This is a genomic window from Mesorhizobium sp. M5C.F.Cr.IN.023.01.1.1, assembly GCF_003997585.1.
Taxonomy (GTDB): domain Bacteria; phylum Pseudomonadota; class Alphaproteobacteria; order Rhizobiales; family Rhizobiaceae; genus Mesorhizobium; species Mesorhizobium wenxiniae.
This window is the reverse complement of record NZ_RZSU01000001.1, coordinates 44429-70536: the sequence shown is the minus strand read 5'-3', so window position 1 is coordinate 70536 and position 26108 is coordinate 44429. Positions and strand designations below refer to the sequence as shown.

Sequence of the window (26108 nt, the reverse complement as noted above, 5' to 3'; positions counted from 1 at the left end):
TTGCTGCTAGACATCATCTATGATGCAATTAACACGGCTCCGAATGCGCTCGCACGTATAGCTCTGTATGTTGCACAAGACCCCGAGGCTGTTCTGGCGCTGTCCATTGCCGACCTTGCGCGCAACACCGCTACCGGTTCTGCTTCAATTGTAAGATTTTGCCGAACCTTGGGACTCTCGGGATTTCGCGAGTTTAAGATTGCGCTCAGCGGCGAAATTGAGCGGCGGAAGTTGAGCGGCGAACTGGCTGAACGCGCGCCATCAGAAGCTGTAGACACAGCTCCTCGGATCGCCATCCTCAGTTCTGCTTTACAAAACTCAATTTCCGCGTCCGCGCGTGGTTTTGACGACCTTCAAATTAGTGGGCTTGCCAACCGCATCCGAGCGGCCCGACGCGTCGAACTGTTCGGCACGGGGCCGTCATCCGTCTGCGCTGATATTCTGGCCATGCGACTGATCTGCCTAGGTTTCCCCGCACATTGCTCGGGGTCCGCCACCGTGTCTCACGCTCTCGCGCGAGGGCTTGGCTCGTTGAGCCTCGCCATTGGCATTTCGTCGCGTGGCCACACTGTGGAAACCAAGGATTTTCTGGCCATTGCGCGCGAAACCGGAGCATACACGGTTGCCATTACGACCCGCGTTGACTGCCCGATCGCCCGGACTGCGGACGAGGTGGTCTTGTTTACCTCGGCTGAGGCTTGGCCACAGGCCGGGTCGGCGATGCACGTGCCGCCTCTGGTGTTGCTGAGCGAATATCTTTGCCAGTGTCTGCAGATGGCGGAAGTCTGAATCCCCACCAAGGCCAATTCGGGCAGTTCCGAGGTTATTTCCGGATCCCACCTCGGTCTTCGTCGCGCGTGCTCGCGTGCACGAGCCATTGAAGCGATAAACTTGAACCGCACTTTCGACTGTGCGTACTGCGTGCTTGTTACATGGAAACGACGAACTCACCGAGCAACCCTCTTGCCACGGCGCGGGGGTGTTTGGTGATCATAGGGGAAGCTTCAACAATTGAGAAGCTGACGAACTACTACACCGGGATCAAACCGGAGGACAAGGCAGGTTCCTCGTCGTTGGCAAGGCTGCAGCACCAGGTCGACTCCGTGCCCTAGGCGGTCCATGCGCAAGGTTCGACGGCGCGCTCGCCGACTGAGTGGCGCTGGAGGGCCTCGAGAGGGCATGGGTCGGCCGCAGCAGCGTGGGACGCAGGAAGGCAGGCAAGATCCTGGCTTCCTTCTTCACCGACAGCAAGTCAGCGGCTCCTTTTGCCGGTCGGCAGATCGGTGGACCAGGTCGAGCTTCTTCCATGTCCACTTCTACGTTTGCCACGGTGTTCGGGAATTCCTGGGAGATTGGGGGCTGACATCTATCGGGTGCTGCCACGAAGGTTGGTATTGACGTATTTCGCGAGGTCTAGCGCGGAGATGCTACCAACCAATTGGTCCAGACTCATTTCGGCCGAGATTGAGGCGGAATGCTCCAGGAGTGCAAGGAGATCATCCCTGTGCTTCGAATGGTGGTTCTCCAGGTGCATCTCGACCTTTCGCGCGATGACGTCCGCGAAACTCGCCCTTGTCCCAAAAAGCGGATCGTTGATTAACGCCGTCGGTCGTTCCTGTTCGAGAACCCAATTTATCGCCAGGGTCCCGTTCGATCTCAAGAATACGATCTCCAGCTCCGCGTCGGCAGGTCGCGATGTGGCAATGGAGAACCCCGCATCCGCCAGAGCCCTGGTATCCTTATCCACAGCCTGAGTGAATGCGGCCAAATTGACATGATGAATGTCAATGTCGTTCGGCGCACGCTGGATGAACTGAGAAAGGACGCTACTGCCCGCTACCCAGCTATCTTTGCTCCGATTGCGCGAAATGGCGACTAACGCAATGCGCATCAGCTCGGGCATCATGCGCTTGTGGCCTTCTTTGATATTGAGAACAGCCTGTAAGTTACGTTGACGTCGGGATAGGTCCCGGCTCGCAGAAGCACAGATGTGAGATCATTTGAACCCGCAATCTTTTCAAGAAGGTCGTCACGGGCATTAGTGCCGAACCCAAGAACGATACGACCTGTTTCCGTAAGGAATCTTGGGCCATCTGAAAGAAATCTCTCGAGCAAGTTGTACCCTGGATCGATCGCACCACCTTCGAGGTCGTGGACAAACTCGTAATCTTCTGGAGCGTAGCTCGACGGGTAGTTCCAAAATATGATGTCGAACCTTCTGCCAGGTGGAACATTGGTAAATATATCGCTTGCGATGACTTCGACGTTCCTAATGCCGTTTCTTGCAGCATTCTCCAACGTGTTCGCGACGGCCCTCGGATTGATGTCGCAAGTCAGCAACGACAGCGCGCCAGTCTTTGCCAACAGAAGGCCGGGAAGACCGAAACCGCAGCCGATTTCTAAGACGGTCTTTCCGTCGAATGGGGGAAAATTCTCGCTAATCCAACGCCAACTCTGGAAGTGCTCTGGAGGAAAAACCCCTTCCTGTACGACCAGATCCAGTCCGAATGCCTGCATCTGACGCGGGAAAGTGGCTTGTTGACTTGTCCGAAGCGTTGTCCTGATACGATCAAGTTCGCTCATTGTTCTGCGGCCTTCCGGCGCGGTGCCATGCCTGGTTGTTTTCCCGGCTCGACGGCATCAACGGTTCGCTTCAGTAAGCAATTCCAAAGAGGCATTGAAAACAGACCGGCCTCAAGAATGAGGCGGTCCCAAGATGAGCGGAGGGGTGCATACCGGAAGAGGCCTTCTAGACCGGCTCGATCCCCCTGGAAATACCGCTGGACGGCTGTCGTTAGGCCCGACTTTGCTGCGGTTAGGAGTGCTCTGTCGTAACAGAATCTTGCGTGGGCAAAGGCGCTACCATCACTCCGATTGTCCGGCATCGGCGCAGCTCCCCTGTCGCCGAGAACGTTTAGCAACATTTGGAAAGATGAATGGGCAATGTAGCCGGAATCGAGAGAAATCCAAGCAGTCGCTTCGTCGCCCAACGACCGGCACCTAAGTATTCTCAGCTCAGCATCCATTACTTGATGACTATCGCTCACATGAAGGAGGTTCGTCACGGGATTATCGCAGAAAAAGAGACTACGTACGGTGCCGCATAAAGCCTGGGCCGGCTGTGTGTTACCCTTCAGTTTTTGCGACAAGTGCAGCGCATTAGGTCCGCTCCAGATCGTGGCGCAAACCGGACGCATGTCGAATAAGTCCAGCACCAATGGCCAATGCTTCCCGCCGGTGGAACAGGTAAGGGTATAAAACGCATCAATGGATTTGCGACTGTGAATCGAAAAGAACCGTTCCGAGAGTTCCAAACCGGTTCGCCGGCGAATAAATTCGTCGAGCAGCGAGGTTAGGCCAGAGCGCGCGACTTCCGGGCCATACACTATCAGCGCCGTGGATGACATCATGCCGCCCCCCCCAAAGGGTCGCTTGTGATATGGGCCTTCCTGCTCGCGACGGTGATCCTAGTCGCTCTAACGCGTCTCCCTTCCAGCCAATCGGCGAGACGAGCGGGATGACGGGCATTAATCACAACGCCGGGAAGGCTTTTCTTCGCCATGAATTCGACCGCGCAGGCGTCAATCGAGGTGTGGCCGAGAAGGACAAGATCTTGAGCAGCGATCTGCTCTATAAGTGCAGCGGGATCGTCGGTTGCTCCACCGCGATGCACGCCATCGACATCTGTCAAAATCACCAGCTGTGGTGCCCCAGTTAACCAAGCGATCCACGCGGCAACGGCGTCGGATGTGACGTCCCAACTCCATTCCACTGGGTCAGCCGCAAACAGCAAACGGGAAGGCAGCAGCACTGGAATCTTCCCAAGTCTCGCGAGAGTTCGGCATTCGCCTAGGCTGGCCGATGGAACTAGTTTGGAAGAGAAGGCGGCATCCGCAAGCAAATACCCCGTTTGGTCCTGTGCTAGAGCACACGCATGATGCGCGGTACACGGATCTAATCGCTCGGCTGCATCAATCGCCTCAATTGCTTTGTCCGGGATGCCGCCGCCTGGAACAAGTAGGATTCGATGGCCCTTATCGGCGAGACGCTCAAGTTCAGCCAGTGCGAGCTTACACACGGCAAGATCACGCATGATGCTCCCGCCGAATTTGAGAACAATCGAAAAGCCATATGGTGGAAAACCTTTTATTGAGCAGTCCATCGGCTTGCCATCCCGCCCTCAGGCAACAGATACGATCTCAGGAATTTTTGAAGCTAGGTTTGGAAGCGCTGCCCAGACCTTTTGAAACGCGGCCGCGTACAATTTCATCACGTCAACGTCGTTTGGTGGAGCGATCTCAGACACGTAAAACATGGTGTTCAATATCTTCATGGCGTTTGGAAAATCGGTCCTTGACCATTGGCCGCAGATATCCGGCAGATATTCAAAGACGGGCTTCGTCAGCCAGACCGCAACGGGAACTCCCTCGGCTTGAAGAAGCTTAATGATGAAATCCCTGGCCGTAGGGCCAGGTAGAAAACCGAGCTTTTCCGGCTCAAGACGCAACGGGAGATTCAGCATCGATTGTTGATGATCTGCTGGATCGAAAAGAGGCAGAAGCCCTGAGAGGTGGCCAATCTCCTGCCAAAGGAACCTAGCATTCCTTCGCCTTTTTTTAAGCTGCCGGTCAAGCTGCTTGAGCCTGTGATTAGCAATGGCAGCAGAGAATACATTGGGTCGGTAATTGTAGCCTTTGGAGTTCGGGGAGAATATCCTAGCTCCACATCGCGACGAGCTTGTCAGCGAAACATTATCTACATGGTGGATCAGAGCAGGGTCCCTCGTCAGGACAAATCCAAGCTCACCTGCCCCGAGGTGTTTAGCTCCGTTGCCGGAGAGAGAGAGTGCATCGCTCTCCAAGTAAGCTCCATTGACAATATCTTTCGCAGCGCCAATTGATTGGCAAACATCATCGATAATCGCCACGCCTCGCGCTCGCGCCGCGAATCTCAAGCTGGGAACCAAGAGGTTATTTCCGAACAGATGAGTTATGAGCGTCGCCGCGTCACCTGGCTTGATGAGGGAGGCCGCCATCTTCTCATCAACTCCGGCAAGGTCTGGCTCAACATCGACAAAGACCGGTTCGAGTCCACTGATCGCGATTGGGCCGACGGCTCCCGGCCAGTTCAAAGCCGACGTAACGACTCGGCGACCTCGGTTCCGGTAGTAGTCGAGAGCCACGTGAATAGCGGCTGTGCCGCTTCCAACGGCGCGCACAGACCAGTTACCCGACCAATCCGCTAGCCGCTTTTCGAGCTCAATCACCATAGGGTGATTGACGCGATGATATTTGCCGCTTTCGACAACATTTGCGAGCGCCTTCAAATGTTTACGTTTCGCAGCTGGCCAAAGAACAACTCGCCCAGCCGGCACCGTGGGATCTCCTCCAAAGAGCGCAAGAGAAGTGTCCTTCTGGTGGACGCATCGTGTGCTTGCTGCCGTGGCTAAGCTTACATCCTTGGTCATATGATCAAGCCTGGTTGTGTTACATCGGCCATCGGCCACTCGCGAAGTCACGAGCCGAACCGAACCGTCTCTCGCATACTTTTGCGTCTTGCAACGAGGCTCGGCTAACCCACAAGAGCAGAGTCGCTCCTGAGAACAGGCTGGGCGCCGTAGCGCCCTCGCTACGTTGAGTTCAGGAAAGAGCTTTCAAGCTCGCAACCGGCGTATGAGGCGTCAACCTCGTCGGAAATGAACTCGCTGAACGATTCAGTCCCTCCTTCGTAAATCAACACCTAATAGCCCCTGACAAGAAGGGGAAGTGGTCCTCTGAAATATATTTATGGATATATTATTTATTCTCCGCCTACCTTTAGCCTCCTATCTGAGATATTTTAGTATCGGAAGTGACAACGCGCGGTTGCTTTTTCAGCCTCTCGTACCGGCACCATTTAAAAGATAAAAAGCGCAGCGCGGATGCGCAGGAATATCATCCAGCCAAAGCCGCGGGCCAGATAATCAGCCAACCTTGGCGAGCTGGGAGCACCCCGAGCTTCCGTAATTGGTTGAAGCACTCGCCGGACCGAGGGCCGGCGTCCAATGTTAGTAGCCCCTTTCGCGAACACTCCGGCTAGTGGGTTTGTGTCAGAATGACCTCTCCCGGGATCGTATTCTGAGCGCTCAGTGAGGATGTATCTCGTTGTAGTCATCCCACCGGGCGATCTGGCGGAGAACCATGGGTGATCATGCAAGGAGTGATGCGAACGCAATCACGCTTGAAGGTTTTGACCCAGGCTTCCGACACGTCGCTGGAGTGGGGCGCTTCACGGGCGTGGAGCAAGTAACGCGGTCAGCGCAGAGGCGAAGGCGCGTGTTCCTTGCCGGTGTAGGGGTGCCATTTTCCGACAGGTCTCGATCGGATGAGGCACCCTCGTCGATCCGAAGCGTGTCTTGACCGCCTCCAGCATCATATCGCACGGGACCCGCAGCCCTCCTGCGACGGCCCAAGCCGAATGGCTCAGCTACTCGGCTGATGTCGGCGAAAATCGCTCACCAATACTTCTTTGTAAACGTGAAGTTTGCCAGCTGTCTCCTGCTCATATTTTGCAAAGCGCGCGACACTGCGCGCTGTTCTACATCAAGGTGGTTAGTCAATGCGGATGCCACTGCGCTCGTAGTCTTGCCGAGCTGAGGCATTGCGTCAGTTAGCCTTGCAAGACTGGTTCGAAAAGCCGGGGAAAGCTCAGACGCGGTTATTTCCATGCGAAGGGCATGAGAGCAGAAACAGAACTTGTCGATGATATGGCAGATTTCGCAATTACATGCCCCCAGAGCTATGTCAGTGAATATTTCTTCCGCTCGAAGAGCGAGCTCCGTTGGAGATAACTCACCAGAGGGGGCGGTTCGGTCGAGAGGGTGAGTCCGTGTACGAGTTAGGGCGAAGGTAAGTGTTTCGCGCGCCACCACATACGAGTCCAATAGAACCCACTCGACCAGAGGTCTCGTAAAGTAGCCCCTTTGAGGAAAGGACACGATCTTCCCTTCCGCTGCAAGTCGGATAAGTGCTTCGCGTATAGGAGTCCGGCCGATGTTGAGGTCGGACGCTAGCTCTTTATCGCTGAGATGCTGCCCCGGCATGTGGGATTTGCTGTAGAGCAATTGAAGTACCGCGTCGTAGGCTGCATCGGCTTTTGCGTTCTTCTTGGCTTCAATAGCCAAACTGGGCATTTCTGTCCGACGACATTGGGCCGCATTTTTGCAGAACCACATCTCTACGCTTCCCCTTTTTTCGACGTCCTTTGAACGTTCGATTAGCAGAATTTGAGTTTCTGCGGCGTGCTATTTCTCGACATCCGAACATGACGCATGCACCGCGCGCCGCCTCAGCTGCATACACCATGCGTATGAGGTGTGACCATGGCCAGCCGCGGCGCTCGGATGCGGAAGCCGGTTGTGTGCGTCAAGTTCTGCAAAAAGGGGCGGCCATGGTGCTGGTCATGCGGCTTGGCGCAGAGTGAGCTTCTTGTGCTCGCGCAGGTCGTCCATGTTGATGTAGCGGTTGGCCTCCATCCAGTTTTCGTTGGTTTCGACGGCCAGCGCCCTGACGAGGCGTAGGCAGCTCTGTGAGTTTGGAAAGATGCGCAGGATATAGGTGCGGCGCCGGATTTCCTCGTTGAGCCGTTCAAGCATGTTGGTGCTCTTGAGATGCTTGTGGTGCTGGCGTGGCAGACGAAAGAAGGTCAGCGTGTACTCGATGGTCTCCTCCACCCATGTCGTCAGTCGTGGGTAGCGGGCCGACCATTTGGAAAGCCATGCGGCGAGATCGGCCTTGGCCTCGGCGAGATCGCGCCGGTCGTAGAGCCAGCGCAGTTCCTGCAGGCAATCGTCGCCATGCTTTCTCGGCAGGTGATCGAGCGCGTTCCTGAGGAAGTGCACGTAGCAGCGCTGCCATGCCGCTTCCGGGATCACCTCGCCGATCGCCGCGACCAGGCCGGCATGATCGTCAGACACGACCAGCTCGACGCCCTTGAGGCCGCGTGCCTTCAAGCCAACGAGAAAGTCCCTCCAGGCCGAGCGGCTCTCACGATTGGCCATCTCCACGGCCAGGATCTGACGCCGGCCGTCCCAGTCGATGCCAACCGCGATCAGCACCGCCTGGCTCATGACGATGCCGGCTTCGCGCACCTTCTCGTAGCGAGCATCGAGGATGAGGTAGGCAAAAGGCTCTTGAAGCGGGCGCTCGGCAAACGCTTTCAGGCTCTCGTCCAGGCGTTTGTTGATGGCCGAGATGGACGAGGCCGAGAACGAATGACCGCACAGCTCTTCCGTGATCGCCTTGACCTTGCGGGTCGACACGCCCTGCACATACATCTCCGCAAGCGTGGCCACCAAGGCCCGCTCCGAACGCTGGTAACGCTCGAAAAGCTCGGTGGAGAAGCGGCCGGCCCGGTCCTGCGGAACTCGCAGCTCAAGCTTGCCGACACGGGTGACAAGAGTGCGGCCATAATAACCCGAGCGATAGCCGAGCCGCTCCGGTGTGCGCTCGCCTTTCGAAGCACCCAGAGCCTCGTCCATCTCGGCCTCGAGCACCTCCTGCATCACCGCCCGGATCACTTCGTGCAGACCTTGCGGGTCCGAAAGCAGAATGTCTTTGACGGCGGCGCTGGCGGTCTTACTTTCAGTCTTGGGTCATGGTGGCGTTCCTTCGCGGGAATCAGGTGACGTTGAACATCACCAGCCTGCCATGACCGCCCCCTCTCAGCGAATTTGCAGAACTCTCAGCACACTACCGGGAGGAAGCCTCAGAGGACCGGACGCGGAAAGATCTAGGAGGCGTTAGGCGCTCGACGCACCTGAGCTGCGCGCAAACCATTTCCTGCGCTCGTCGCTTCGCCACGCTAGACTAGCGGACTGCGCAACCCTGACCAGTTCCGCCCGGCGAGCGCTTACCACGGGGGCTTTGACCCACTCTCGGTGACATTTCTTTACAGCGCCGACTAACGGCCCTTAGCAGATCCAACTTGCCGCGGCCGTACATCTGTCGTTTCACCAGTCTGCGCTTGGCCCTCGCTTTGTTCGTAGACCATACTTCGGTGGTCGCCGCACGACGGTCGTCGTCACTAACGGAGCGACCGTTCTGACGGAACTTCCCGGGGTGGCATCTCTTGTCATTGCCCTCGGAGAGGCCCGGCTCCGACTAAAACTACACTTGGCGATCCGCTGAAGGCGGTGTTGGCACCAACAGAGATCTTACCAAGCGTTCGCACAGCTATGCTTTGGTTCGCGAGGCATTGGGATTTCTGTGCCCCTTCAGACACTCGGCGATGCACTCACTCAGAAGAGCCATTGAAGGCATAAGCGTTGCCGGTCCAGGTTCGGCCAGGGCCCGCGCCGGAGCTGAGTAGGAGCACCTCATGCGCCACCCCAGAGACTGGCGATTTGTCACGCGTCGTTATTGCAAGCGTATGCGCTCCTCGGTCGCGGCCAGTTCTGAGAAAGGCGACGGCCTCTCGCTCATATCTTTCATAGGAGATGCCGATAGCATAAGCCGAAGCGTCCAGCCCATGAGCCAGACCGCGAGCGATGTTCACAATCCGGGGTCCCCAGCCAGATCAGGCGGCTGTGACAGTAGCTCTGCGCAGATTGCGGAGACGCCCATACCAAGAGCTTCGACACGCGTAGCACTCTGTAGTCGCTCCGTCAGGCGCTCGATCTGGGCGTAGTCGAGAAGGCGAGCTGAGGCCTCAACCGAATGTAGGAAGGCCGCGCTCAGGTTCGCAATTTCCGGTCTTACATGCGAGTTCAGTGGCGAGGTGCTGTGTCAGTCGCCGGGCTTTATCGCGCTCAATCTCCCCGGTAACGCCACCCTGAACTCGCGAAACCCAGAGAGGCCAAGAGTACGGCAAAAACGCAAAACCGACGCTTCTCCGCTGTTTGTTTGACTTACGAGTTTGGAGATAGATAAGTCCCCAAGAAGCTCGGGGTTTTAGGCAACAAAATGCGCGATTCTGGATTGTGAGCTAGGCCCGCTGGCGACCAGACCGCATACCGCATCCCGCACCAAGCTTGATGACCTGTCCGCCATTGCACTGCCCGCCGGGGTATGGTGTTCCGGATGCAGGCGCGGGCGGACCGTCCACGCCGCTGCCCTCTTTCTACATTGGGCAAAGCAAACCTTTAAGTTCCGCCAAGTTCAGCAACAATGCCTCCGGCTCAAAGGTCCGGAGGTCATTCCTCAGTCGACTCGTATGGTGGCGGGCGCCCCCGAATGCGCAGTAGCGCATATTTGCATTTCGCGCGGCACTAAGACCGATGACGCTGTCCTCAATGACAAGGCACTCTCTGGCAGACACGCCCATGATTTCCGCCGCCAATAGCAGCACAGAAGGGTCAGGCTTCCGGACACCGATGTCATCGGAGGAGAAGAACCGTGAGCCAACAAGCCCCAAGAGATTGGCGGCTCTCATGCGGTGGATGAGTTCGAAACGAGATGTGTTCGATGCGACACAAAAGGGAATGGAAAGCCACTGGAGCAGTTCAACCGCGCCAGGTGTCGCCGACAGGATCCCAGAGGCGGCCAGCTGGATCTCAGCCGCGGCCGTTTCCATGAAGTTCTTCGGCAGGCTTACACCGACAAGTCTTTCCAGATGCCGTTGTTGATCGTCTCGCTCAACACCGGAGAGCGTTGCCGTTATTTCATCTGGATGCACCTGGAAACCTTCCGCGGCAAGTTTTGCCGAAATCACCTCCGATGCTACGATTTCCGTCTCCGCAAGGGTGCCGTCAAAATCGAAGATGATCAGTCGAGGCCGCGACCGATCGGACGTTTTGATCGATGGTGAAGCCATCATTTCGGATCACCGGGACGAATGACAGGCAGCTGATCAAGTCCCTCGTGACGATGGACAACGACATCCGATCCGTCCAACATGACGACATCGTATGATGGCGCAGCCGCCACAAATATGGGCTTGCCATATTGTTCCCAGTCCAGAACGATATGCTGCGCCGTGCCACGGCTGGCAGTAAACGATATGCCCGACAAACTGCCTGCTGCACCAACATGCCGGTGACCAAAGAGCATGTGGCGGACCGATGCGTTTTTCCGAAGGATGGAAAGGAGCCGATCGGACTCCTTCATATCGCTCGTCTTAAAACAAGGCACATGCAAATCCGCCGGCGTATGGTGCATAGCAACCACGACTGGTCGGCCGGCGGCACGGAAAAGCTGGTCCTGCAGCCATTCAAACCGGCCACCGTCAAGACAACCGAAATGGCTGATGTCGTCCTTTGTGTCGAGCAAGACGACGAGCCAGTCGTGCAAGTCGACAGCCGCCTGAACGAATCCTTCCCCGCCGAATACGCCTCGAAATGCGCCGCGGTCATCGTGGTTGCCGATCGTCAAATGGACCGGGAGCCGGACCTCCGACAAGATCTCGCGCAAGAGTGCGTAAGCGGCTGGATCGCCTGTATCAGCAAGATCGCCGGTAATAAGGATGAGCTTGGCATCTGCGTGTACGCGCGAGACATGGTCCAAGGTGTCGCGCAATCTCTGCGCCGGATCGATGCCGTAAAGCGTCTTGCCAGGGGCAACAAAATGAGGATCCGTGATATGAATGATTTTCTGCATTGCTCCACACTCAGATTGGGCCCGACCCTGGGAGGAAGTGGGACAAGAGACCGCTGCTGCGTCAGGCCACTTGATTGCCGTCGTTGTGGTGACCATCTATTCCAGGCGTCTGACAGCGAACCGTGAGCAGTGAGGGGTCGACCCTCTCTGCCGCCCGGATCGAGGTGTTCGATTCCAAAGCAAACAGTTGACCGACGAACGGCCAATAAATGTCGCGAGTTGTAAATGCTCGGGCCGCATAAGGGACCTCGGTCGCTATCGCTTTCGGTTGATCATGAAGTAACTCGTCCATCATCGAAACGGTGCCACGGGCCTGTGCTTCGAGCTCCGGTGAGTTCCCCCACGCAGACACGAATGCTCCTTCTTGACCCTCAATTGTAATTTGTGAGCAGCTCGGTCGAACACCGTTGAGTGTCGCTTGCGCGCGCCCGCCCCATGCCGCATCCGCCTGTCAGACTTCGCCGATATCGAATGCAAGGGAGCTTTGTTCGGATTTATGTCAAGTGGACGGAATCGCCGGGACAGTCGGTATAGGAAGACATTTTTGTGGGGTTGAGTGGATGGGAAGCTGCTGCAGTTCACCTTACGGCACCTGCTGCCACCGGGTCCGCCTCCTGCCATTTTGTATTGGGCTGGACTTCGCTCGTCATCAGCAGGACGCTAAGTTCTTCGGCTGATCGCGCGACCACCGCAGCGCCGGCTGACAGCAATCGTTGACCGTGGTCGTCGTGGCAGTGGCCGCCCGCGGTGAAACCGATCACCATCATCCCCGCGGCCATACCGGCTCGAACGCCTGCAATGCTGTCCTCGACAACGACGCAGCGCGCTGCCTTAGTGCCCATCTGGGCGGCAGCGAACAGGAAGAGGTCCGGTGCAGGCTTACCGGCCTTTACCATGGCGGAGCTGAACACGTGGGGATGGAAGTATGCCCAAAGTTCCGTCAGTTCAAGACCAAGCCGCAGCTTGTCGGGGGCGCTGCTCGATGCGACGCAGCGCGGCAATCGCAACTGATGCAGGAGTTGGTCAATGCCGCTGATCGCTTGCAGTTCCGTCTGGTAGCTTTCCTTTATCCGGGATTGCACGATGACGTCGAAGTCGCTGGGTAGAGGGCGGCCCCAGTCTTCTTCGATCATTTTCCGCATGGTGGCTGAGGAAAGGCCGGTAAACCGCAGAATCACATCAGAATACGACATGGGATAGCCAATGCGGGTAAGTTCTTCGGCATCGATTCGACTTGCCAGCGTCTCGCTATCGATCAGAACGCCGTCGCAATCGAAGATGACCAGTTCATAAGAGGCCTGTTGATTCATTGCATGCCCTCGGGAACCCAACCTTCTGCGGAGACCTCGACCACATGTCGGTCGCTAACTTCGAAGCGATGCACCAGGACCCCATCAACGTCGATTATCGCGATGTCAAAAGCGGGCGCATCCTCGACGAAGTCCGCGTCTCTCCGCGTGAAATGTGGAATGATCTGATGCGCCACGCCGCGGTTTGCACTGAAAGGGATGCCGCTCCAGGTGCCGCCAACATCGACATGCACATGGCCGTGGAAAATGTGCCGCACATTGCCGGCGCTGACAATCGCCTGCATGATCGGGCGCCAATTCTCGGTGCTCCAGGGTTCGAAATGCGGCAGGCCGATCGGCTGCAGCGGATGATGGACGAAGAGGTAGGCCCGCACATCCGACGCCTCGGCCACCCGGGCCAGCAGCCACTCGAGCCGACCATCGTCCAAGGAGCCATGACCGAAACCTTCCACCAATGTGTCGAGAAAAATGAGGCGCCCGGCAGATCCGTCGTGAACCGACTGGATAAAGCCGTTCTCATCGCGCGGCTCTCCAGGAAACGCCCGAACAAAATTCTCGCGGCTGTCGTGATTGCCGAGCAGAAGGCGGGCGGGCACGCGCAGTTCCTGCAGCACCTCGCGAAGTAGGACATAGGAAGCGAAATCTCCCTCGTCAGTGAGATCGCCAGTCACGACGCAAAGCTCGGCGTCGGCGTGATCGCGGTTGATGCGCTCAATGGTCTTGCGAAGCCGTTGGGCAGGATCGAAGCCGAAGAGCATGGCGCCTAACGGCACAAGATGGGGGTCGGTCAGATGAATGAGTTTCATGGATAATCCCGAAAAAGGGAGGGATGCCGCACAGGAGCGTGCAGCGTCTCGGACGAGGCGATCAGTTCGTTTTCGGCAGGAGTGCGCGAACCTCGGACACCATGTCTGCGAGAGCGGCTTCCGGTTCCTTGGATCCAAGCGCAATAGCCGTCATCTCGTCGCGGAGGACCTCCCCGATCTGCACGCCGTTATCACCAGGCCAGGAGAACCACGGGCGGGCGCGGGGCGTCTGAAGCACGCTGGTGTACCAGTTCGGGTGCTTATCGTAGAAGCCGGCGAGATGATCCTTGTCGAGGGCAAGCGTGTTGGTCGGCATATAACCAGTATTCGGCACGACAATGCTCTGGCCTTCAGGACTTGTGGTGAACTTGACGTAGTCCCAGGCGGCGGCGCGCTTGGCGGGATCGTCGGTAAGGATTATCGCAACCATGCCGCCCGTCGGCATCGTCGCATCTTCAGCGCCGAGCGGCTGCTTGGCTGTGCGGAGCTTGAACCGATCTCCAATTTCACCTTCGAAACCGCTCACACTGCCGGCAGAGGCGAAGAAGAAGCCGAGCTTGCCAGAGGTGAAGAGCTGCCGGGCGGCATGGGAGTCGATCGCCGGCTGAGCGCCGTCGGTGTGGAACCACTTGAACAGCTTGACGGCAGCCTGGCCTGCAGGACCGTCAAAAGCGATGTCGCTCTCCTTGTCGTTCATCATCTGGCCGCCGAAGTTGCGTACCAGGTTCTGCGTGGCCCAGTCGTCCGAGCCGAGCTGGTAATACATGCCGGACGTTCCATTGCCGAGCGCACCGACCTTGCCGGCCAGTGCGACGAAGCTGTCCCAATCGGTCGGAACCTTGTCGGGGTCGCCGCCCGCCTGCTTCACGAGATCGGCATTGTAATAAACGACCGGCGTCGACATGGCGAAGGGAAGTCCGTACAGATGGCCCTCAATTCTTGCCAGAGACAGGATTTGTTCCGTGTAGCCCTTATCGGCCAGGTGATCGGCGGCAACGAGATCGTCGATGGGCTTTACGAGCCCGCGCGTGACGAGCGGACGGAGCACGTTAAAGCCGACATAGTGAACGTCCGGCAACTCGCCTGCCATGCTCTGACGAATCAACGTCTGGACAGCTTCGTCATAACTCGGCGCAGCAGCGCGGAAGCTGATCTTGATTTCCGGGTGGTCCGCCATGAAGCGGTCTGCAATCGGCTTGTGGATCACTTCGTGTTCGGGCCAGGCGTAATAGACATTGAGTTTCGTCTCGGCTTGCGCTGGCATGGCTGCCGCTGCGACACCGGCAGCAAGGATCATTGCAACTGTTTTCACATTGCTCTCCTGAGTTTTGAGATGGGGGTTTTTAGAGACGGAGCTAGTGTCGGCCGAGCACCAGACCTCGGATGAAGTGTTTCTGCATGAGAAGGAAAAAAGAGACCAAGGGAGCAGTTACGAGAACGCCCCCCGCCATCAGCGCACCGACATTTCCGGCGCCCTCGCCGGCCTGCCGGAAATAGGCAATGCCGAGCGAAGCCGTCATCATGTCGGGATTGGTTATCACCACCATTGGCCAATAAAGATCGTTCCAATGGGCCACGATAGAGAAGATCGAGAAGGAGACGACGGCCGGCCAAGCTGCTGGCAGCATGATCCGCCAGGCGATCGATAGCTCGCTGAAACCGTCGAGCCGCGCCGCGTCGAGCACCTCATCGGGAAAGGTCACGAAGAACTGCCGGAACAGGAAGATGGCAAACACCGAAATGATCCAGGGCAGAACCAGAGCGGCATAGCTGTCGAGCAGTCCGGATTTTGCGAGGGCTATGTAGATCGGGATGGTTGGTATCTGCACCGGCACCAGAAGGCCGAGCAGGACGCCGACAAGCAGAATAGGGCGGCCCGGGAAGGACAGCTTGGCCAGCGCATAGCCGCATGGGATGGCGATCGCGATCTGCAACACAAGAATTGCCAGACACACGACAAAGCCATTTGCCATGAACCGAAGCAGCGGAATTGCCGAGAGCGCAGTGCCGTAATTGTCGATTGCGCCGTGAAGGGTCGGCGTTGGAAGCAGGCTGCCGTCAAAGATCTCGCTCTGTGGCGTCAGCGAGGCAAGGATCATCCACAGAAACGGAAAGACCATGATGATCGCGCCGGTGACAAGCACAGCATGCGAGACAATGCGGGAAGAGGAAGATTGCCCCAGGATCATCACTGGCCTCCATTTGCTTTCCAGCGCGCCCGACGCTCGGAGACGCGCATCTGGACGAGCGACAGGAAAGTCACGAAGACAAAAAAGGAAACGGAGATCGCAGAAGCATATCCGACGCGGAAGAAGCGGAAACCTTCTTCATAAAAAGTGTAAAGAACGACGGAGGTAGATTTCATCGGCCCTCCCTGTGTGAGGACCGCGACCGTTTCGAAAACCGAAAAGGCGCGGATAATTGTCATCACGGTGACGAACACCGTAACTGGCGCCAGCATCGGCCAGGTGACCAGAAGTAAGCGCTTCAGTCCGCTGTCCGCCCCGTCGATAGTCGCAGCTTCGTAGAGCTCCTCTGGAATGGTCGAAAGGCCAGCCAGGAAAAGGATCATGTTGAAGCCAACCAACTGCCAGACGCCGATCGCCGCGAGCGCATATATGGCCGTCGCCGGGTCGGACAGGAACCTGACGGGCGATGCGCCCAGGAGCTGCAGCAGCGTGTTGGCAAAACCCAGACTTGGATGCAGGATTGCTTCCCACGCGGTCGCGAGAGCAACCAAGCTTGCAGCCACGGGCAGAAAGTAAGCGGTTCGATAGAGAACTGCGAACCGTGATCTAGCGATCAAAACGGCGACGAGCAGCCCCCACCCGATTGCCGTCGGCACGACCACAGCCACATAGAGCGCGGTGTTGCGCAGACTCTGAGCAAAGCCAGGGTCGGTCAACATGCGCGTATAATTAGCAACCCCGATGAATTGGATTCCGGCCAAGCCGAGCGACGCATTCGTGAAGGACAGAAAGAAGACAAGAATGGCGGGTCCGATTACAAGGGCAACAAGCAACAGCGTCGCCGGCACGGACAGAATTATGCCAGCTTGCGCCTGGGCCCGAGCCGGCCGGTAGCTGCCTGCAGTGTTCGGAGCTAAGGAACTGAGCGGAATGTCGTTGGCTAAGGCCATGTCAGGCTGCCCCGCTGTGATCGCCACGCTGGCGCGAGCCGTTGGAAGGAAAGAACCATGCCTGTTCAGCGTCGATGGTCAGTCCCAGATTGTCGCCGTCACGCAGTGATCGCGCGCGCTCGGCGGAAATGCGGGCGACGAACTGAGCGCCGGCCTCGGCATCGACAAAGACGTGAGCGTCGATCCCTGCGTGCTCAATGCGCGTGACGCGAACCGGCAGGGCTCCTGGATGATCCTTCTCAGCCAGGGTCGCATGCTCGGGGCGGAAGGCCAGCGTTCCGGCCAGCCCGGATCCGAGCGCATCGCGAATGATGATCCTGCTGCCGCCGATCATGAGCGCGCCGCCTATAGGTGCGGCCACTGCCAGCTCGTTCAGGAATGGCTGCGCCAGGAAGCGCGCTACGTCTAGATCGACGGGTTCGCGATAGAGATCGGCAGGGGCTGCGACCTGACGGAGTTCGCCGCCAAAGATGACTGCGACGCGGTCTGAAAGCGCTGCCGCCTCGGCCTGGTCATGGGTAACGAAGATAGTCGTCGTTTCCATTTCCTTGTGAAGCCGTGCGATCTCGCCACGCGTATGGATGCGCAGCGCTGCGTCCAGGTTTGCCAAGGGTTCGTCCATCAGGAAGATCTTCGGCTTGCGCACCATGGCGCGTCCCAAAGCCACGCGCTGGCGCTGCCCGCCCGACAGCGCCGACGGTCGACGCTCGAGCAGCGCGTCGAGCTTGAGAAGCCCTGATGTCTGCCGGACCCGCTCCTGGATCGAGCGTTTGCGTTGGATGGCTCCGGGCAGCAGCGCGCCAATCACAGGAAGCCGTTCCAAGCTGCTTAGCTCACGCATGACCAGCGGGGCAGCAATGTTGTCGTGCACGCTCAGATGCGGATAAAGGGCGTAGCTCTGGAACACGAAGGCTAGGTCGCGGTCCTTCGGCGCCACCGCGTCCAGCCCCCTGCCGCCTGCACGCACATGGCCCTGGTCGGCACGCTCCAGCCCCGCGATGATCCGAAGAAGCGTTGATTTACCACACCCGGACGGCCCCAGCAGTGTCACAAACTCCCCCGCAGCAACCCTTAGACAGATGCCGCGCAGGACATCAATCGCGCCAAACCGCTTGCCGATGTCGTCGATGTGAAGGTCTAACGCTGCCATTCCGAGTTCCCTTTCGGTGGGCGTGACTTCTATCGGTGCTTTATTTCATTTTAGTGACAATATGGAGTTTAATTTCATTTGGCAACCGGTTTATCCATCGCCTTTCCGAGCGCCAGCATGAGGCTTTCGATCACAAAGATCTTGCCGATCGTCGATGTTAGGGTGCCGCCGATCGGGTGGTCTTGAAGGCCGGAGGCCTGCAGGGTGAAGTCAGCCGCTTTCTCGAGCGGGCTGCGGGCGCGGTTGGTGATGGCGACGGTCAGTGCCCCCGCAGAACGGGCGCCCTTGAGGAACTGGACGGTGTCAACCGTGAGGCCGGAGATCGAAAGGCCGATCGCAACGCATCCGGGACTAAGCCCGCTGGCGACTTCGTGAGCCATGTTGGGATTCCTGAACGCAAAGGCCGTTAGCCCGACACGCAAAAGCCGATAGGCAAGCAGTTCTGCCGTTATACCGGACATTCCGGCGCCGTAGAGGTCGATCCGTCTGCTTGCCGCAAGCGCGGCGGCGACCTTCGCGAGAGTTTCGGAATCGGCATTGTTGTGTGCGATGCTGAGGTTTTGCGCCATGGTGTCGTGCAAGGATTGCAGAGCGCTATCCGCAGTTCCAGCAGCAGTAGGAGGCAGTCCCGGGCGGCCAATCTCGGCCGCCAATGCCAGCTTGAAGTCGCGGAAGCCGGAAAAGCCTATCTGCCGGCAAAGCCGCAATATGCTCGCTTCACCACTGGCCGCGAATTCACCTAGCTCCGCGACCGATTGGTGCAGCACCTTTTCCGGGTTTTCCAGAATGTATTTGGCAATGCGAGCGAGCGCATTGGGCAATCGATCGATGTCGTCCTGCAGGCGAGCCAAGATGCTCTCGTGCGATGCCGCTTTCATTGCAGGTGAGTTGACGCTCATTTCCACAATCCTCACCCCTTATGAATGAAGGAAAGAGCAGCGAGATACCATAAATTATCGAACAATTTCTGGACAATCGACCGAGGGCAGCCCCAAGGTCGCGAGAACAATGCCTCGCTCGTGACCTTCCTGGCGTCGGTCCGCCAAGGTCAATAGTCCTCAATTCTCTCCGGGCCGGATCCACTTCTAAGCATCATTGCGGAAAAGCTGCGGCCTAATAGGTCGTATTTCAACCCCCTGTGATGGTGGCTATCCCATAGGTCATAATGCTCATTGGGGTCCTCTTTATGATCGAACAGCTCTCCTATTCCAACATCGTGATATACATTTAGTTTGTGACGTCCATCATAGTACATCGATGCGCGAGACCCTCGGCTGCCGCGGAACCTGAGGGAGTTGTGATACTCACTGACAACGTATGGCTTATGGCAATCCAGTGAAGTGTTCCCAAGCAGCATCTGGTCGAGTGACAGCCCCTGCATGGCCTTTGGGACCTCAAGCCCCGATAACGAGAGCAATGTGGGCGCAATATCGACCAGCTCGACAAGTGCATTCGACACCGATCCTTGGGCTGGGCTGCCAGGCACGGAAATCACAAGTGGGACATGCACCACACCCTCATAGAACCGGCAGCCTTTGTAGAGCAGGCCGTGGTCGCCCATCATATCACCATGATCGCTCATGAAGACGATGATCGTGCGATCCAGCTGGCCGGTTTCCGTCAAAGTGTCTAGTATCCGGCCGACCAGATCGTCCACCTGTGCCACCTCGGCGTGATAGGCCGCTCTCATCTCCCAAATATTGAACTTCGTTGGTGGCGCTTCATGCGTAGGTCCTGCCAATTCGTCGTTGTGCGCCTCACCCGCGTCTGTTGCTGCGTGCCAAGGATCCACCGCGAATTTCGCTTGCTGATCGACTCGTTCAAATTTCTTCTGGTGCTCGAGATCAATCGGCTTGAACGCAGGATCAGGCATATCATTTGGATTGAACCGCCTGAGGTAGTCTGGCGGGGGATTGAGGGGCGGATGAGGCGCGTCGATGTTAACGCCTAAATACCAACTACGATCAGAATGCATCTTGATGAAGCGCTCAGCCCGATCGCCTGCCCAACGCGCCTGCCGATATTCTGCGGCTGGTCCCGGACCATAGTGTTGGTCAAGATAGGGTTTGAAGTAGGCTTCGGGATTGACCCCTTTTGACCACATCCACGCATGATAGTCGTGGTTGCCTGACCACTCCGGAAATGGCTCAGGGCTCCAGTAGAACTCGGCAAATCCATCATCGGGGCGCTTTTCTATCATGCCACGTGTGGCAGACAGGTGCAGCTTTCCTATGTGCCCTGTATAGTATCCGGCGTTCGCCATCAGTTTTGGGAGCAAAACGAGATGCGAAGGAAATGTGCCGGCGCCGTTCTGATGCACTTGGTGTGCGATCGGATACAAGCCTGTCAGAAAGCTCGTTCGGCTCGGCGTGCAGATAGGGCTCTGACAATACGCACGGGCGAATGCCGTGCCCCTCGCCGCCAGGCGGTCAATATTGGGAGTCTGCGTGCCTTTGAACCCTAGGCACTGCAAGGTGTCCCAACGCTGCTGATCGCTGCAAATCCAGACTATACTAAAGTTCCTCAACTCTCATCCCACGCGCTATGGAGGTTCAGTTCGCGCGCGCACCGGCGCGCAAAACCGCGCCGGTGGCGACGTGTAACGGCTATTTCAGGTATCCAGCGCGCTTCACGATTTCGACCGCATCACCTTGAGCATCGTCCAAGGCAGCCTCTGGGCTCTTGCTCCTGACAACCGCTTCTTGCAGGGCACGGCCAAGGCGATCGCCGATCTCCTTGAATTCTGGAATGCGAGGATAATACCACTCGGGCGCCCCGCGAAGCGTTTCTGCATACGTTGCCGCAAACGATCCATGGCCATAATCATAGTCATGTTTCGCACGGATTTCCGGATCGTCCCACAGCGATGTCCTGGTGATGGCGACAAAGGTGCTGTCGAGCGAAATCCGCTTCATGAGATCTTTACTCGTCGCCCATTGAAGGAAGGCCGCTGCAGCTGCCTTGTTTTCTGATGCAGCTGGAATGACATACGCCTGTCCCGCAAAGGGCGGGAACCTCCCACTTACGCCGCCAGGGGGCAAAGCAAACCCAAGCTTGCCGACGACCTTCGACAGCTTGGGATCGAGAATGCGACCTGCGGTGGGAGCGCCTTCGACAGTCATAGCAATGCGGCCCTGCTGCATCGCGATGACAACATCATCGAAGGTTGCTGAGATGCTCCCAGGCACAGTGAAATTGGTCATCACATCCGTGTACCATTTCAGCGCCTCCACCGCAGCGGGCGAATTTACCGTGGGCGTCAGATCCGCTGGTTCGTCCGCAAAATATTTACCGCCAAAACCATAAAGAACCTGGCCCCAAAACCATATATTCTCGCCAGTATCCGGTTGACCCCGTAGCGCCGTGCACTGAATGTCTGCCTTTCTCAGCAGATCACAATCATTACGGAACTCTTCCCACGTTTGCGGTGGCTGTTTGATTCCGGCTTTCTCGAACAAGTCGGCACGATAATACAGGAGCTGTGTCGCCGCGAAATGCGGAAATGCCAGCTGTTTGCCGTCCTTATTGTAGAGGCGCAGCACGGGAGCGATGAAATCCTGTACGTCCGCACTCTTCATGTCTATGTAATTATCGAGCGGCTCCAGGATATCGCCAGATGCGTATCGCCCGAACTCCTCGCTCCCTAAGTATACCACGTCGTAACTATCTGAACGCGTTAGGAGCTCGACCGACACTTTTTGAACGGTCGGCGCATAACCGAAGAGATCAAACTGCACTTCAGCGCCAGTCTTCTCTGTGAATTCGTGCGCGAATTTTTTGAGCTCCAAATCGTATGCCGAGTTTGTCGATAGGACCTTTATTTTCGCGCCGTCATAGCGCTGTTGAGCCGTCGCTCCCCCGCCGACGGCAACACCGAACGTAACGGCAAGAATTCCAAGATACCTCATTGATTTTCTCCTTGAGCTAGTGTTTTACCCTTTCACGGAACCGGTCGTTGTTGGGCCGGCGACGTATTTCTTTACGAACGGCACGAAAACCACGATCGGGACCAGCATAAGCACGCATGCGGCTGCCGCCTTGCCCCAATCGGTCCCCTCAAATGGCATGAAATTCAGTATTGCGACGGCTGCGGTTTTTGCGTCATCGCGTGTCAATGTCAGCGCGAAAAGAAACTCGTTCCACGAACCAATGAATATCAGTATTGCTGTTGCCAGGATACCATATTTGGCGATGGGTATCGAGATGAGCGTCATCGTCTGCAGCGTTGACGCGCCGTCTATCATCGCGGCTTCTTCGATTTCACGCGGCACTTGGTCAAAAAACGCTGACAAATACCAGATCGCAAGCGGAACCGCGAACATTGTGTTGACGATGATCAGCGCAATCTTCGTGTCGACGAGGTGTACTTGGCGAAAAAAGAGAAAGTAGGGGATGATGTAGATCATCGCTGGCGCCGCCCGGAGTGCCAACACCAGCGTCAATAGCCTTCGCATCGCAGTTTTCTGCAAATGAGAGATGCCAAAGGCTGCCGGGATCGAAAGCGCCATGGTCAATATGATGGTGCTGCATGAGACCACAATTGAATTGATGAGCGCGGAAGAGAAGTCCTTGTCAGCGATTATCGCGGTATAGTGCTGAGCGGATGGCTCCCCCACGATCACGGGCGGCCATTGAAACATCTCGGTCGGCTGTTTGAGAGATGTCGATAGGGTCCACAATATCGGCGAGAACAGGAATAGCGCAAAGGCAACGGAGACAAGGTATCCGTAGATGTGACGTCCGAGGTCCCGACGCATGGGCTCACCTCCCAACGCGAGGGGCCGAGATTTGGCGAGTGGATGATATTCGGAGATGTGACGTCCAAGGTATCGATGCATGGGCTTACCTCCCAACGCGAGTGGCCGAGATTTGGCGAATAGACCAAAAACACACGCCGACGATCGTTGTTGTGAATGCCACGAGAATTGCGGCGGAATAATCGAGATCGAGATATGTAAATGCGGTCAGGAAAGCGTAGAAGTTTAGGGGTTCAGTCGCCCCAGCCGGCCCGCCACCTGTCAACACGAAGATCACGGGGAAAATCCCAAGGATCTCTAAGGCTTGAAACACGGCGACGGCTCCCATCGCAGGTAAGACGAGCGGTATGGAAATATGCCATTGCGCCTGGGCCCAACTTGCTCCGTCGAGGTTTGCCGCCTCATAAATCTCGTCTGGGATCGAGTCCAAAGACGAGAGAAGCAGCAAAGCAACTATGGGAACGCCAAACCAAATCGATACGATGATCACGGAGATAAGCGCTGACGTTTTGCTTCCAAGTAAGTCAGCTTCGAAATTGTGACCGAACAAGCTTGCGGGATAAGACAAGCCGCCCACACCAGGAATGAGGAACAGCTTCCACACAATTCCGCCTACCGCTGGCGGAATTATTGACGGAAGCAGGAAAGATGCTCGCATCCACCGTGTGCCAACGAGATTTTCCTTAAGCGCTATTGCCAACGCTAATCCACACAGTAATTGGAGGACGACGGGGACGACGACCAAAATGAACGTAACCAGCGCGGCGTTGATAAACCGACCGTCGGACAAGATCCGCGCGTAATTGTAAAGCCGGATAAAGCGCGTCTTTTCCGGGAAGGCTATGTTGAAGTCACCGAACGAGAGGGCAATGACAGCTGCAATCGGCACGACTGTCGCAAGACATAGGAACGCGATCGCGGGTGTAACGAGCGCCGAATACACTTTAGGCCGGGAAGATGCCATCGTCCGTTGCTCCTGGAGTTATTTATGCTCGCCTGGAATGGGCACCTCAGATGCTGCCAGCAACGCTTAAGCGAGCTTCAGCAAGCAGAGGACGTCAACGATGCAGTGTTCCCCGTGGTGAGTTACTCGCAGCCGTCAACCGTGCCGAGACAATTCCACGGCGTATAGTTTTATCGTAGAGTTACCTTTCCAAGTTTCATGCGCCTTTGGAAACAGAATGCTGCGCTCCATTCAATTGGCAGGCGAAGCACGACACATTCTGCCGTCGACGGCCTCGAGACAGCGTGAACACTGCACTGGCTCGCCATTGCTGTCTTGATCAGGGCCAAGAAGGATGTCCGGAACGTGTCATCTCGTGGCGCGCGTGCTCAGACCCGGGGCTCCGATTCGTCCATGGTCACCTTTGTGTCATTTTGGCTATAACGAAACTGGGCATCAGTAAGTCCGGCCGCGTCGGACAGTTCTGCGGCTAGCAGCTGAGCGGGCAGGATGTCCACGATTGATCGTGCCACGCGGTTCTGCAAAGATGGCACCTTCACAACTGCGAGGTTTTTGGCGTCCTGAGGCGACTCGCTTGCGGTTACCAGAAGAACTGCACAGCCGATTTCAGCCAATTCCTGCGCCAATCGCACTTCGCGGCCGTCACCAAATATCAAAATCCCGGTTGCCTGATCCATCGATTCCATCGGGCCGTGCAAGTAGTGCAGCGTGTCTGCGACGCCGGTGGGCACCCTCGCAGCCTCGCGAATGAGCAAACAAGCCTCGCCCGCCGTACCCAAAGCCGATATCGCGCCAACGCAATCGATCGCCCGCTGGTCATGAAACATTTCTCCAATGCGTGCCATCTTTTTCGCAGAGGTTTCCAAGACCTCGCTTGCTATCAGAGGAATGTCGTTCCAATTGAAGCTGTCTTCACCGCAGAGCGCATCTATCAGCAGCCCGCCTGCCAGCAGCGAGCCTGTGTAGCCGGTGCTCGACGGCAGTGAATCCGGACCGGACTCGAAGCGAAGTGCTGCCGAAGCGGTGCGTGACAGCGGGTCGTTGCCTCCGCTTGTAATCGCGAGGGATGGTAACGTGCTGTGGATGGTGAGTGCAGCGATTGGCTCGATGCTTCTTCCTCCGACAGAAAAGACTATGATCGCGTCGCCAGGGTCCCCCGGCTCCATGAGATCGACTGCGCGCCAAGTATTTGCTCGTCTGCCGCGGCGTTGCAGCTCACCGGCCACTACCCCCGCTGCCTCGTAACTCGCGCCTATTCCTGTAACGACGACAGTCCCCTTTTCAAATGGCGCGAGATCAAGGTCGCGAAGCTGCGTTCCGACCACTTCCAAGGTATGGCGAAACTGATTGGGTTGACGGGCGATCGTTGACCTGTAAATCATTGGATATCCATATGTTGAGAGACAATTGAGGTCTCTGGGCCATCCCCGGCACTGCAAAGTTGCCGCGCCAAGACGCAGGCGCCTAAGACCGGCGGCTTGTCGAGGAAGGTGACCGCCACTGTCGCCCCGAAACGATCGGAAATTTGATGGGAGAACGCATTGGCTAAAAGTGGCTGGGCGAGGATGACCCCTCCGCCTACCACCACGTCTTTGTCGGACACGCCCGCCAACTTCAGGTGGTGAACTAATTGGGTCAGGGCCGCTGCGCCCTCGTCAATAACGCGCTTAGCCAACGACGAGCCTTCATTGGCTGCGTAGAAGATAACGGGTGCGTGTCGCCCCAGAGCCGAGGCACCGCCTTCCTTCGCGATAGCGGTGCCGATGTTCGTGGGGCTATTCAGTCCAAATGCCTCACAAAGCGCTTCGACAAGCGGCTCTGACCTTGCCCCTCCGAGGTCAATGTGCCGTCGCACTGCTCGACCAGCCTCACGTACTAAACCGGGAGCGCTCCCTTCGTCTCCGATTGCCCAGCCCCAACCGCCTGCGACATGCATCCTGCCTTTCTGGTCCCGAGCAACGGCGATTGAGCCAGTTCCCGCGACGACACCAATTCCGCTGGAAAGCCCCATGGCTAGGGGAAATAGCTCTGCATCGTTGACGACCCTCAACGGGCAGGCAAAATGATTGGAAAGTGGTTTTTGCAGGATGGCACACTCGGCCTCATCATCACATCCATGAGAGCCAATCGCGATGCCGTTGGGAGTGGCGCCATCCGCAAATCCGCTGATTAGCGCGATTAGTCCAGGAATATCGTGGTCATAGGCTCCACAACGCCATTCACTGGTCCTCACCACCAAGTCGCGGCCCATGCCCTGTTCCAGGCAGCTTCTCAAATGCGTTTTGGTGCCTCCGATGTCGACACCAATCGATATAGAACCCATCTCGTCATCTCTGTTCGCATTCGCGCCCAGCGGCCGCGGTCCCAGTCTCTCGCTGAAGGAATATCACTTTTTTTTCGTCTGTCAAA

The 26108-nt window shown here is 57.1% G+C and carries 22 protein-coding genes and 1 pseudogene; 1 reads left to right on the top strand and 22 read right to left on the bottom strand.

Going from position 1 to position 26108, the window contains the following annotated elements; all coding sequences use genetic code 11:
- Positions 1–789 (top strand): MurR/RpiR family transcriptional regulator, encoded by a 789-nt coding sequence (locus EOA78_RS00320; protein WP_164783576.1) that lies wholly within the window; start codon positions 1–3, stop codon positions 787–789.
- A 577-nt stretch (positions 790–1366) separates the two neighbouring features.
- Here the strand turns inward: EOA78_RS00320 and EOA78_RS00315 are convergent.
- From EOA78_RS00315 to EOA78_RS00205, 22 genes and pseudogenes are all read right to left on the bottom strand, one after another.
- Entirely contained in the window at positions 1367–1906 is a 540-nt protein-coding gene (locus EOA78_RS00315; protein WP_126089924.1) for a hypothetical protein, read from the bottom strand.
- Positions 1903–2583, bottom strand: coding sequence for a methyltransferase (locus tag EOA78_RS00310; RefSeq protein WP_127313426.1), 681 nt, complete (start codon positions 2581–2583; stop codon positions 1903–1905). The genes EOA78_RS00315 and EOA78_RS00310 overlap by 4 nt, the downstream gene beginning before the upstream one ends.
- Positions 2580–3410, bottom strand: coding sequence for a nucleoside-diphosphate kinase (locus tag EOA78_RS00305; RefSeq protein WP_245477072.1), 831 nt, complete (start codon positions 3408–3410; stop codon positions 2580–2582). Before EOA78_RS00305 ends, EOA78_RS00310 begins: the two co-directional genes overlap by 4 nt.
- Entirely contained in the window at positions 3407–4162 is a 756-nt protein-coding gene (locus EOA78_RS00300) for an aspartate kinase (RefSeq protein WP_051695332.1), read from the bottom strand. Before EOA78_RS00300 ends, EOA78_RS00305 begins: the two co-directional genes overlap by 4 nt.
- 18 nt (positions 4163–4180) lie before the next feature.
- Positions 4181–5467, bottom strand: coding sequence for a DegT/DnrJ/EryC1/StrS family aminotransferase (locus EOA78_RS00295; RefSeq protein WP_127313425.1), 1287 nt, complete (start codon positions 5465–5467; stop codon positions 4181–4183).
- A 1026-nt stretch (positions 5468–6493) separates the two neighbouring features.
- On the bottom strand, positions 6494–7213 hold the full coding sequence (locus EOA78_RS00290) for a GntR family transcriptional regulator (RefSeq protein ID WP_029354792.1): 720 nt from the start codon (positions 7211–7213) through the stop codon (positions 6494–6496).
- Between the two features lie 225 nt (positions 7214–7438).
- A pseudogene (locus tag EOA78_RS00285) lies at positions 7439–8629 on the bottom strand (IS256 family transposase); the annotation flags it as partial.
- A gap of 1469 nt (positions 8630–10098) precedes the next feature.
- The gene (locus EOA78_RS00275; protein WP_091597848.1) at positions 10099–10794 is read right to left on the bottom strand and encodes an HAD-IA family hydrolase; all 696 of its coding nucleotides are present in this window, start codon (positions 10792–10794) and stop codon (positions 10099–10101) included.
- On the bottom strand, positions 10791–11573 hold the full coding sequence (locus EOA78_RS00270; protein ID WP_164783575.1) for a metallophosphoesterase: 783 nt from the start codon (positions 11571–11573) through the stop codon (positions 10791–10793). Before EOA78_RS00270 ends, EOA78_RS00275 begins: the two co-directional genes overlap by 4 nt.
- Positions 11574–12151: 578 nt before the next feature.
- The gene (locus EOA78_RS00265) at positions 12152–12883 is read right to left on the bottom strand and encodes an HAD family hydrolase (RefSeq protein ID WP_127313423.1); all 732 of its coding nucleotides are present in this window, start codon (positions 12881–12883) and stop codon (positions 12152–12154) included.
- Positions 12880–13689, bottom strand: a complete 810-nt coding sequence (locus EOA78_RS00260) for a phosphodiesterase (protein WP_091597850.1) — start codon at positions 13687–13689, stop codon at positions 12880–12882. Before EOA78_RS00260 ends, EOA78_RS00265 begins: the two co-directional genes overlap by 4 nt.
- 61 nt (positions 13690–13750) lie before the next feature.
- Positions 13751–15001, bottom strand: a complete 1251-nt coding sequence (locus EOA78_RS00255) for an ABC transporter substrate-binding protein (RefSeq protein ID WP_127313422.1) — start codon at positions 14999–15001, stop codon at positions 13751–13753.
- Between the two features lie 43 nt (positions 15002–15044).
- Entirely contained in the window at positions 15045–15878 is an 834-nt protein-coding gene (locus EOA78_RS00250) for a carbohydrate ABC transporter permease (RefSeq protein WP_029354774.1), read from the bottom strand.
- Positions 15878–16855 carry a sugar ABC transporter permease gene (locus tag EOA78_RS00245; RefSeq protein ID WP_245477071.1) on the bottom strand — a complete coding sequence of 326 codons (978 nt, stop codon included), beginning with the start codon at positions 16853–16855 and terminating at the stop codon, positions 15878–15880. Before EOA78_RS00245 ends, EOA78_RS00250 begins: the two co-directional genes overlap by 1 nt.
- On the bottom strand, positions 16830–17978 hold the full coding sequence (locus EOA78_RS00240) for an ABC transporter ATP-binding protein (RefSeq protein WP_091597856.1): 1149 nt from the start codon (positions 17976–17978) through the stop codon (positions 16830–16832). The genes EOA78_RS00245 and EOA78_RS00240 overlap by 26 nt, the downstream gene beginning before the upstream one ends.
- Before the next feature lie 74 nt (positions 17979–18052).
- The gene (locus EOA78_RS00235; RefSeq protein ID WP_127313420.1) at positions 18053–18877 is read right to left on the bottom strand and encodes a MurR/RpiR family transcriptional regulator; all 825 of its coding nucleotides are present in this window, start codon (positions 18875–18877) and stop codon (positions 18053–18055) included.
- A gap of 149 nt (positions 18878–19026) precedes the next feature.
- Positions 19027–20505 (bottom strand): sulfatase-like hydrolase/transferase, encoded by a 1479-nt coding sequence (locus tag EOA78_RS00230; protein WP_091597859.1) that lies wholly within the window; start codon positions 20503–20505, stop codon positions 19027–19029.
- Positions 20506–20584: 79 nt separating this feature from the next.
- A complete protein-coding gene (locus tag EOA78_RS00225) occupies positions 20585–21886 on the bottom strand; it encodes a sugar ABC transporter substrate-binding protein (RefSeq protein ID WP_127313419.1) in 1302 nt (433 codons plus the stop codon).
- A gap of 24 nt (positions 21887–21910) precedes the next feature.
- Entirely contained in the window at positions 21911–22735 is an 825-nt protein-coding gene (locus EOA78_RS00220; protein ID WP_164783574.1) for a carbohydrate ABC transporter permease, read from the bottom strand.
- An 85-nt stretch (positions 22736–22820) separates the two neighbouring features.
- On the bottom strand, positions 22821–23699 hold the full coding sequence (locus EOA78_RS00215; protein WP_127313417.1) for a sugar ABC transporter permease: 879 nt from the start codon (positions 23697–23699) through the stop codon (positions 22821–22823).
- 368 nt (positions 23700–24067) lie between these two features.
- Positions 24068–25081, bottom strand: coding sequence for a glucosamine--fructose-6-phosphate aminotransferase (locus tag EOA78_RS00210; RefSeq protein ID WP_091597870.1), 1014 nt, complete (start codon positions 25079–25081; stop codon positions 24068–24070).
- Complete coding sequence (locus EOA78_RS00205; RefSeq protein ID WP_051695319.1) at positions 25078–26022, bottom strand: BadF/BadG/BcrA/BcrD ATPase family protein; 945 nt, start codon at positions 26020–26022, stop codon at positions 25078–25080. Before EOA78_RS00205 ends, EOA78_RS00210 begins: the two co-directional genes overlap by 4 nt.
- Positions 26023–26108: the final 86 nt, after the last annotated feature.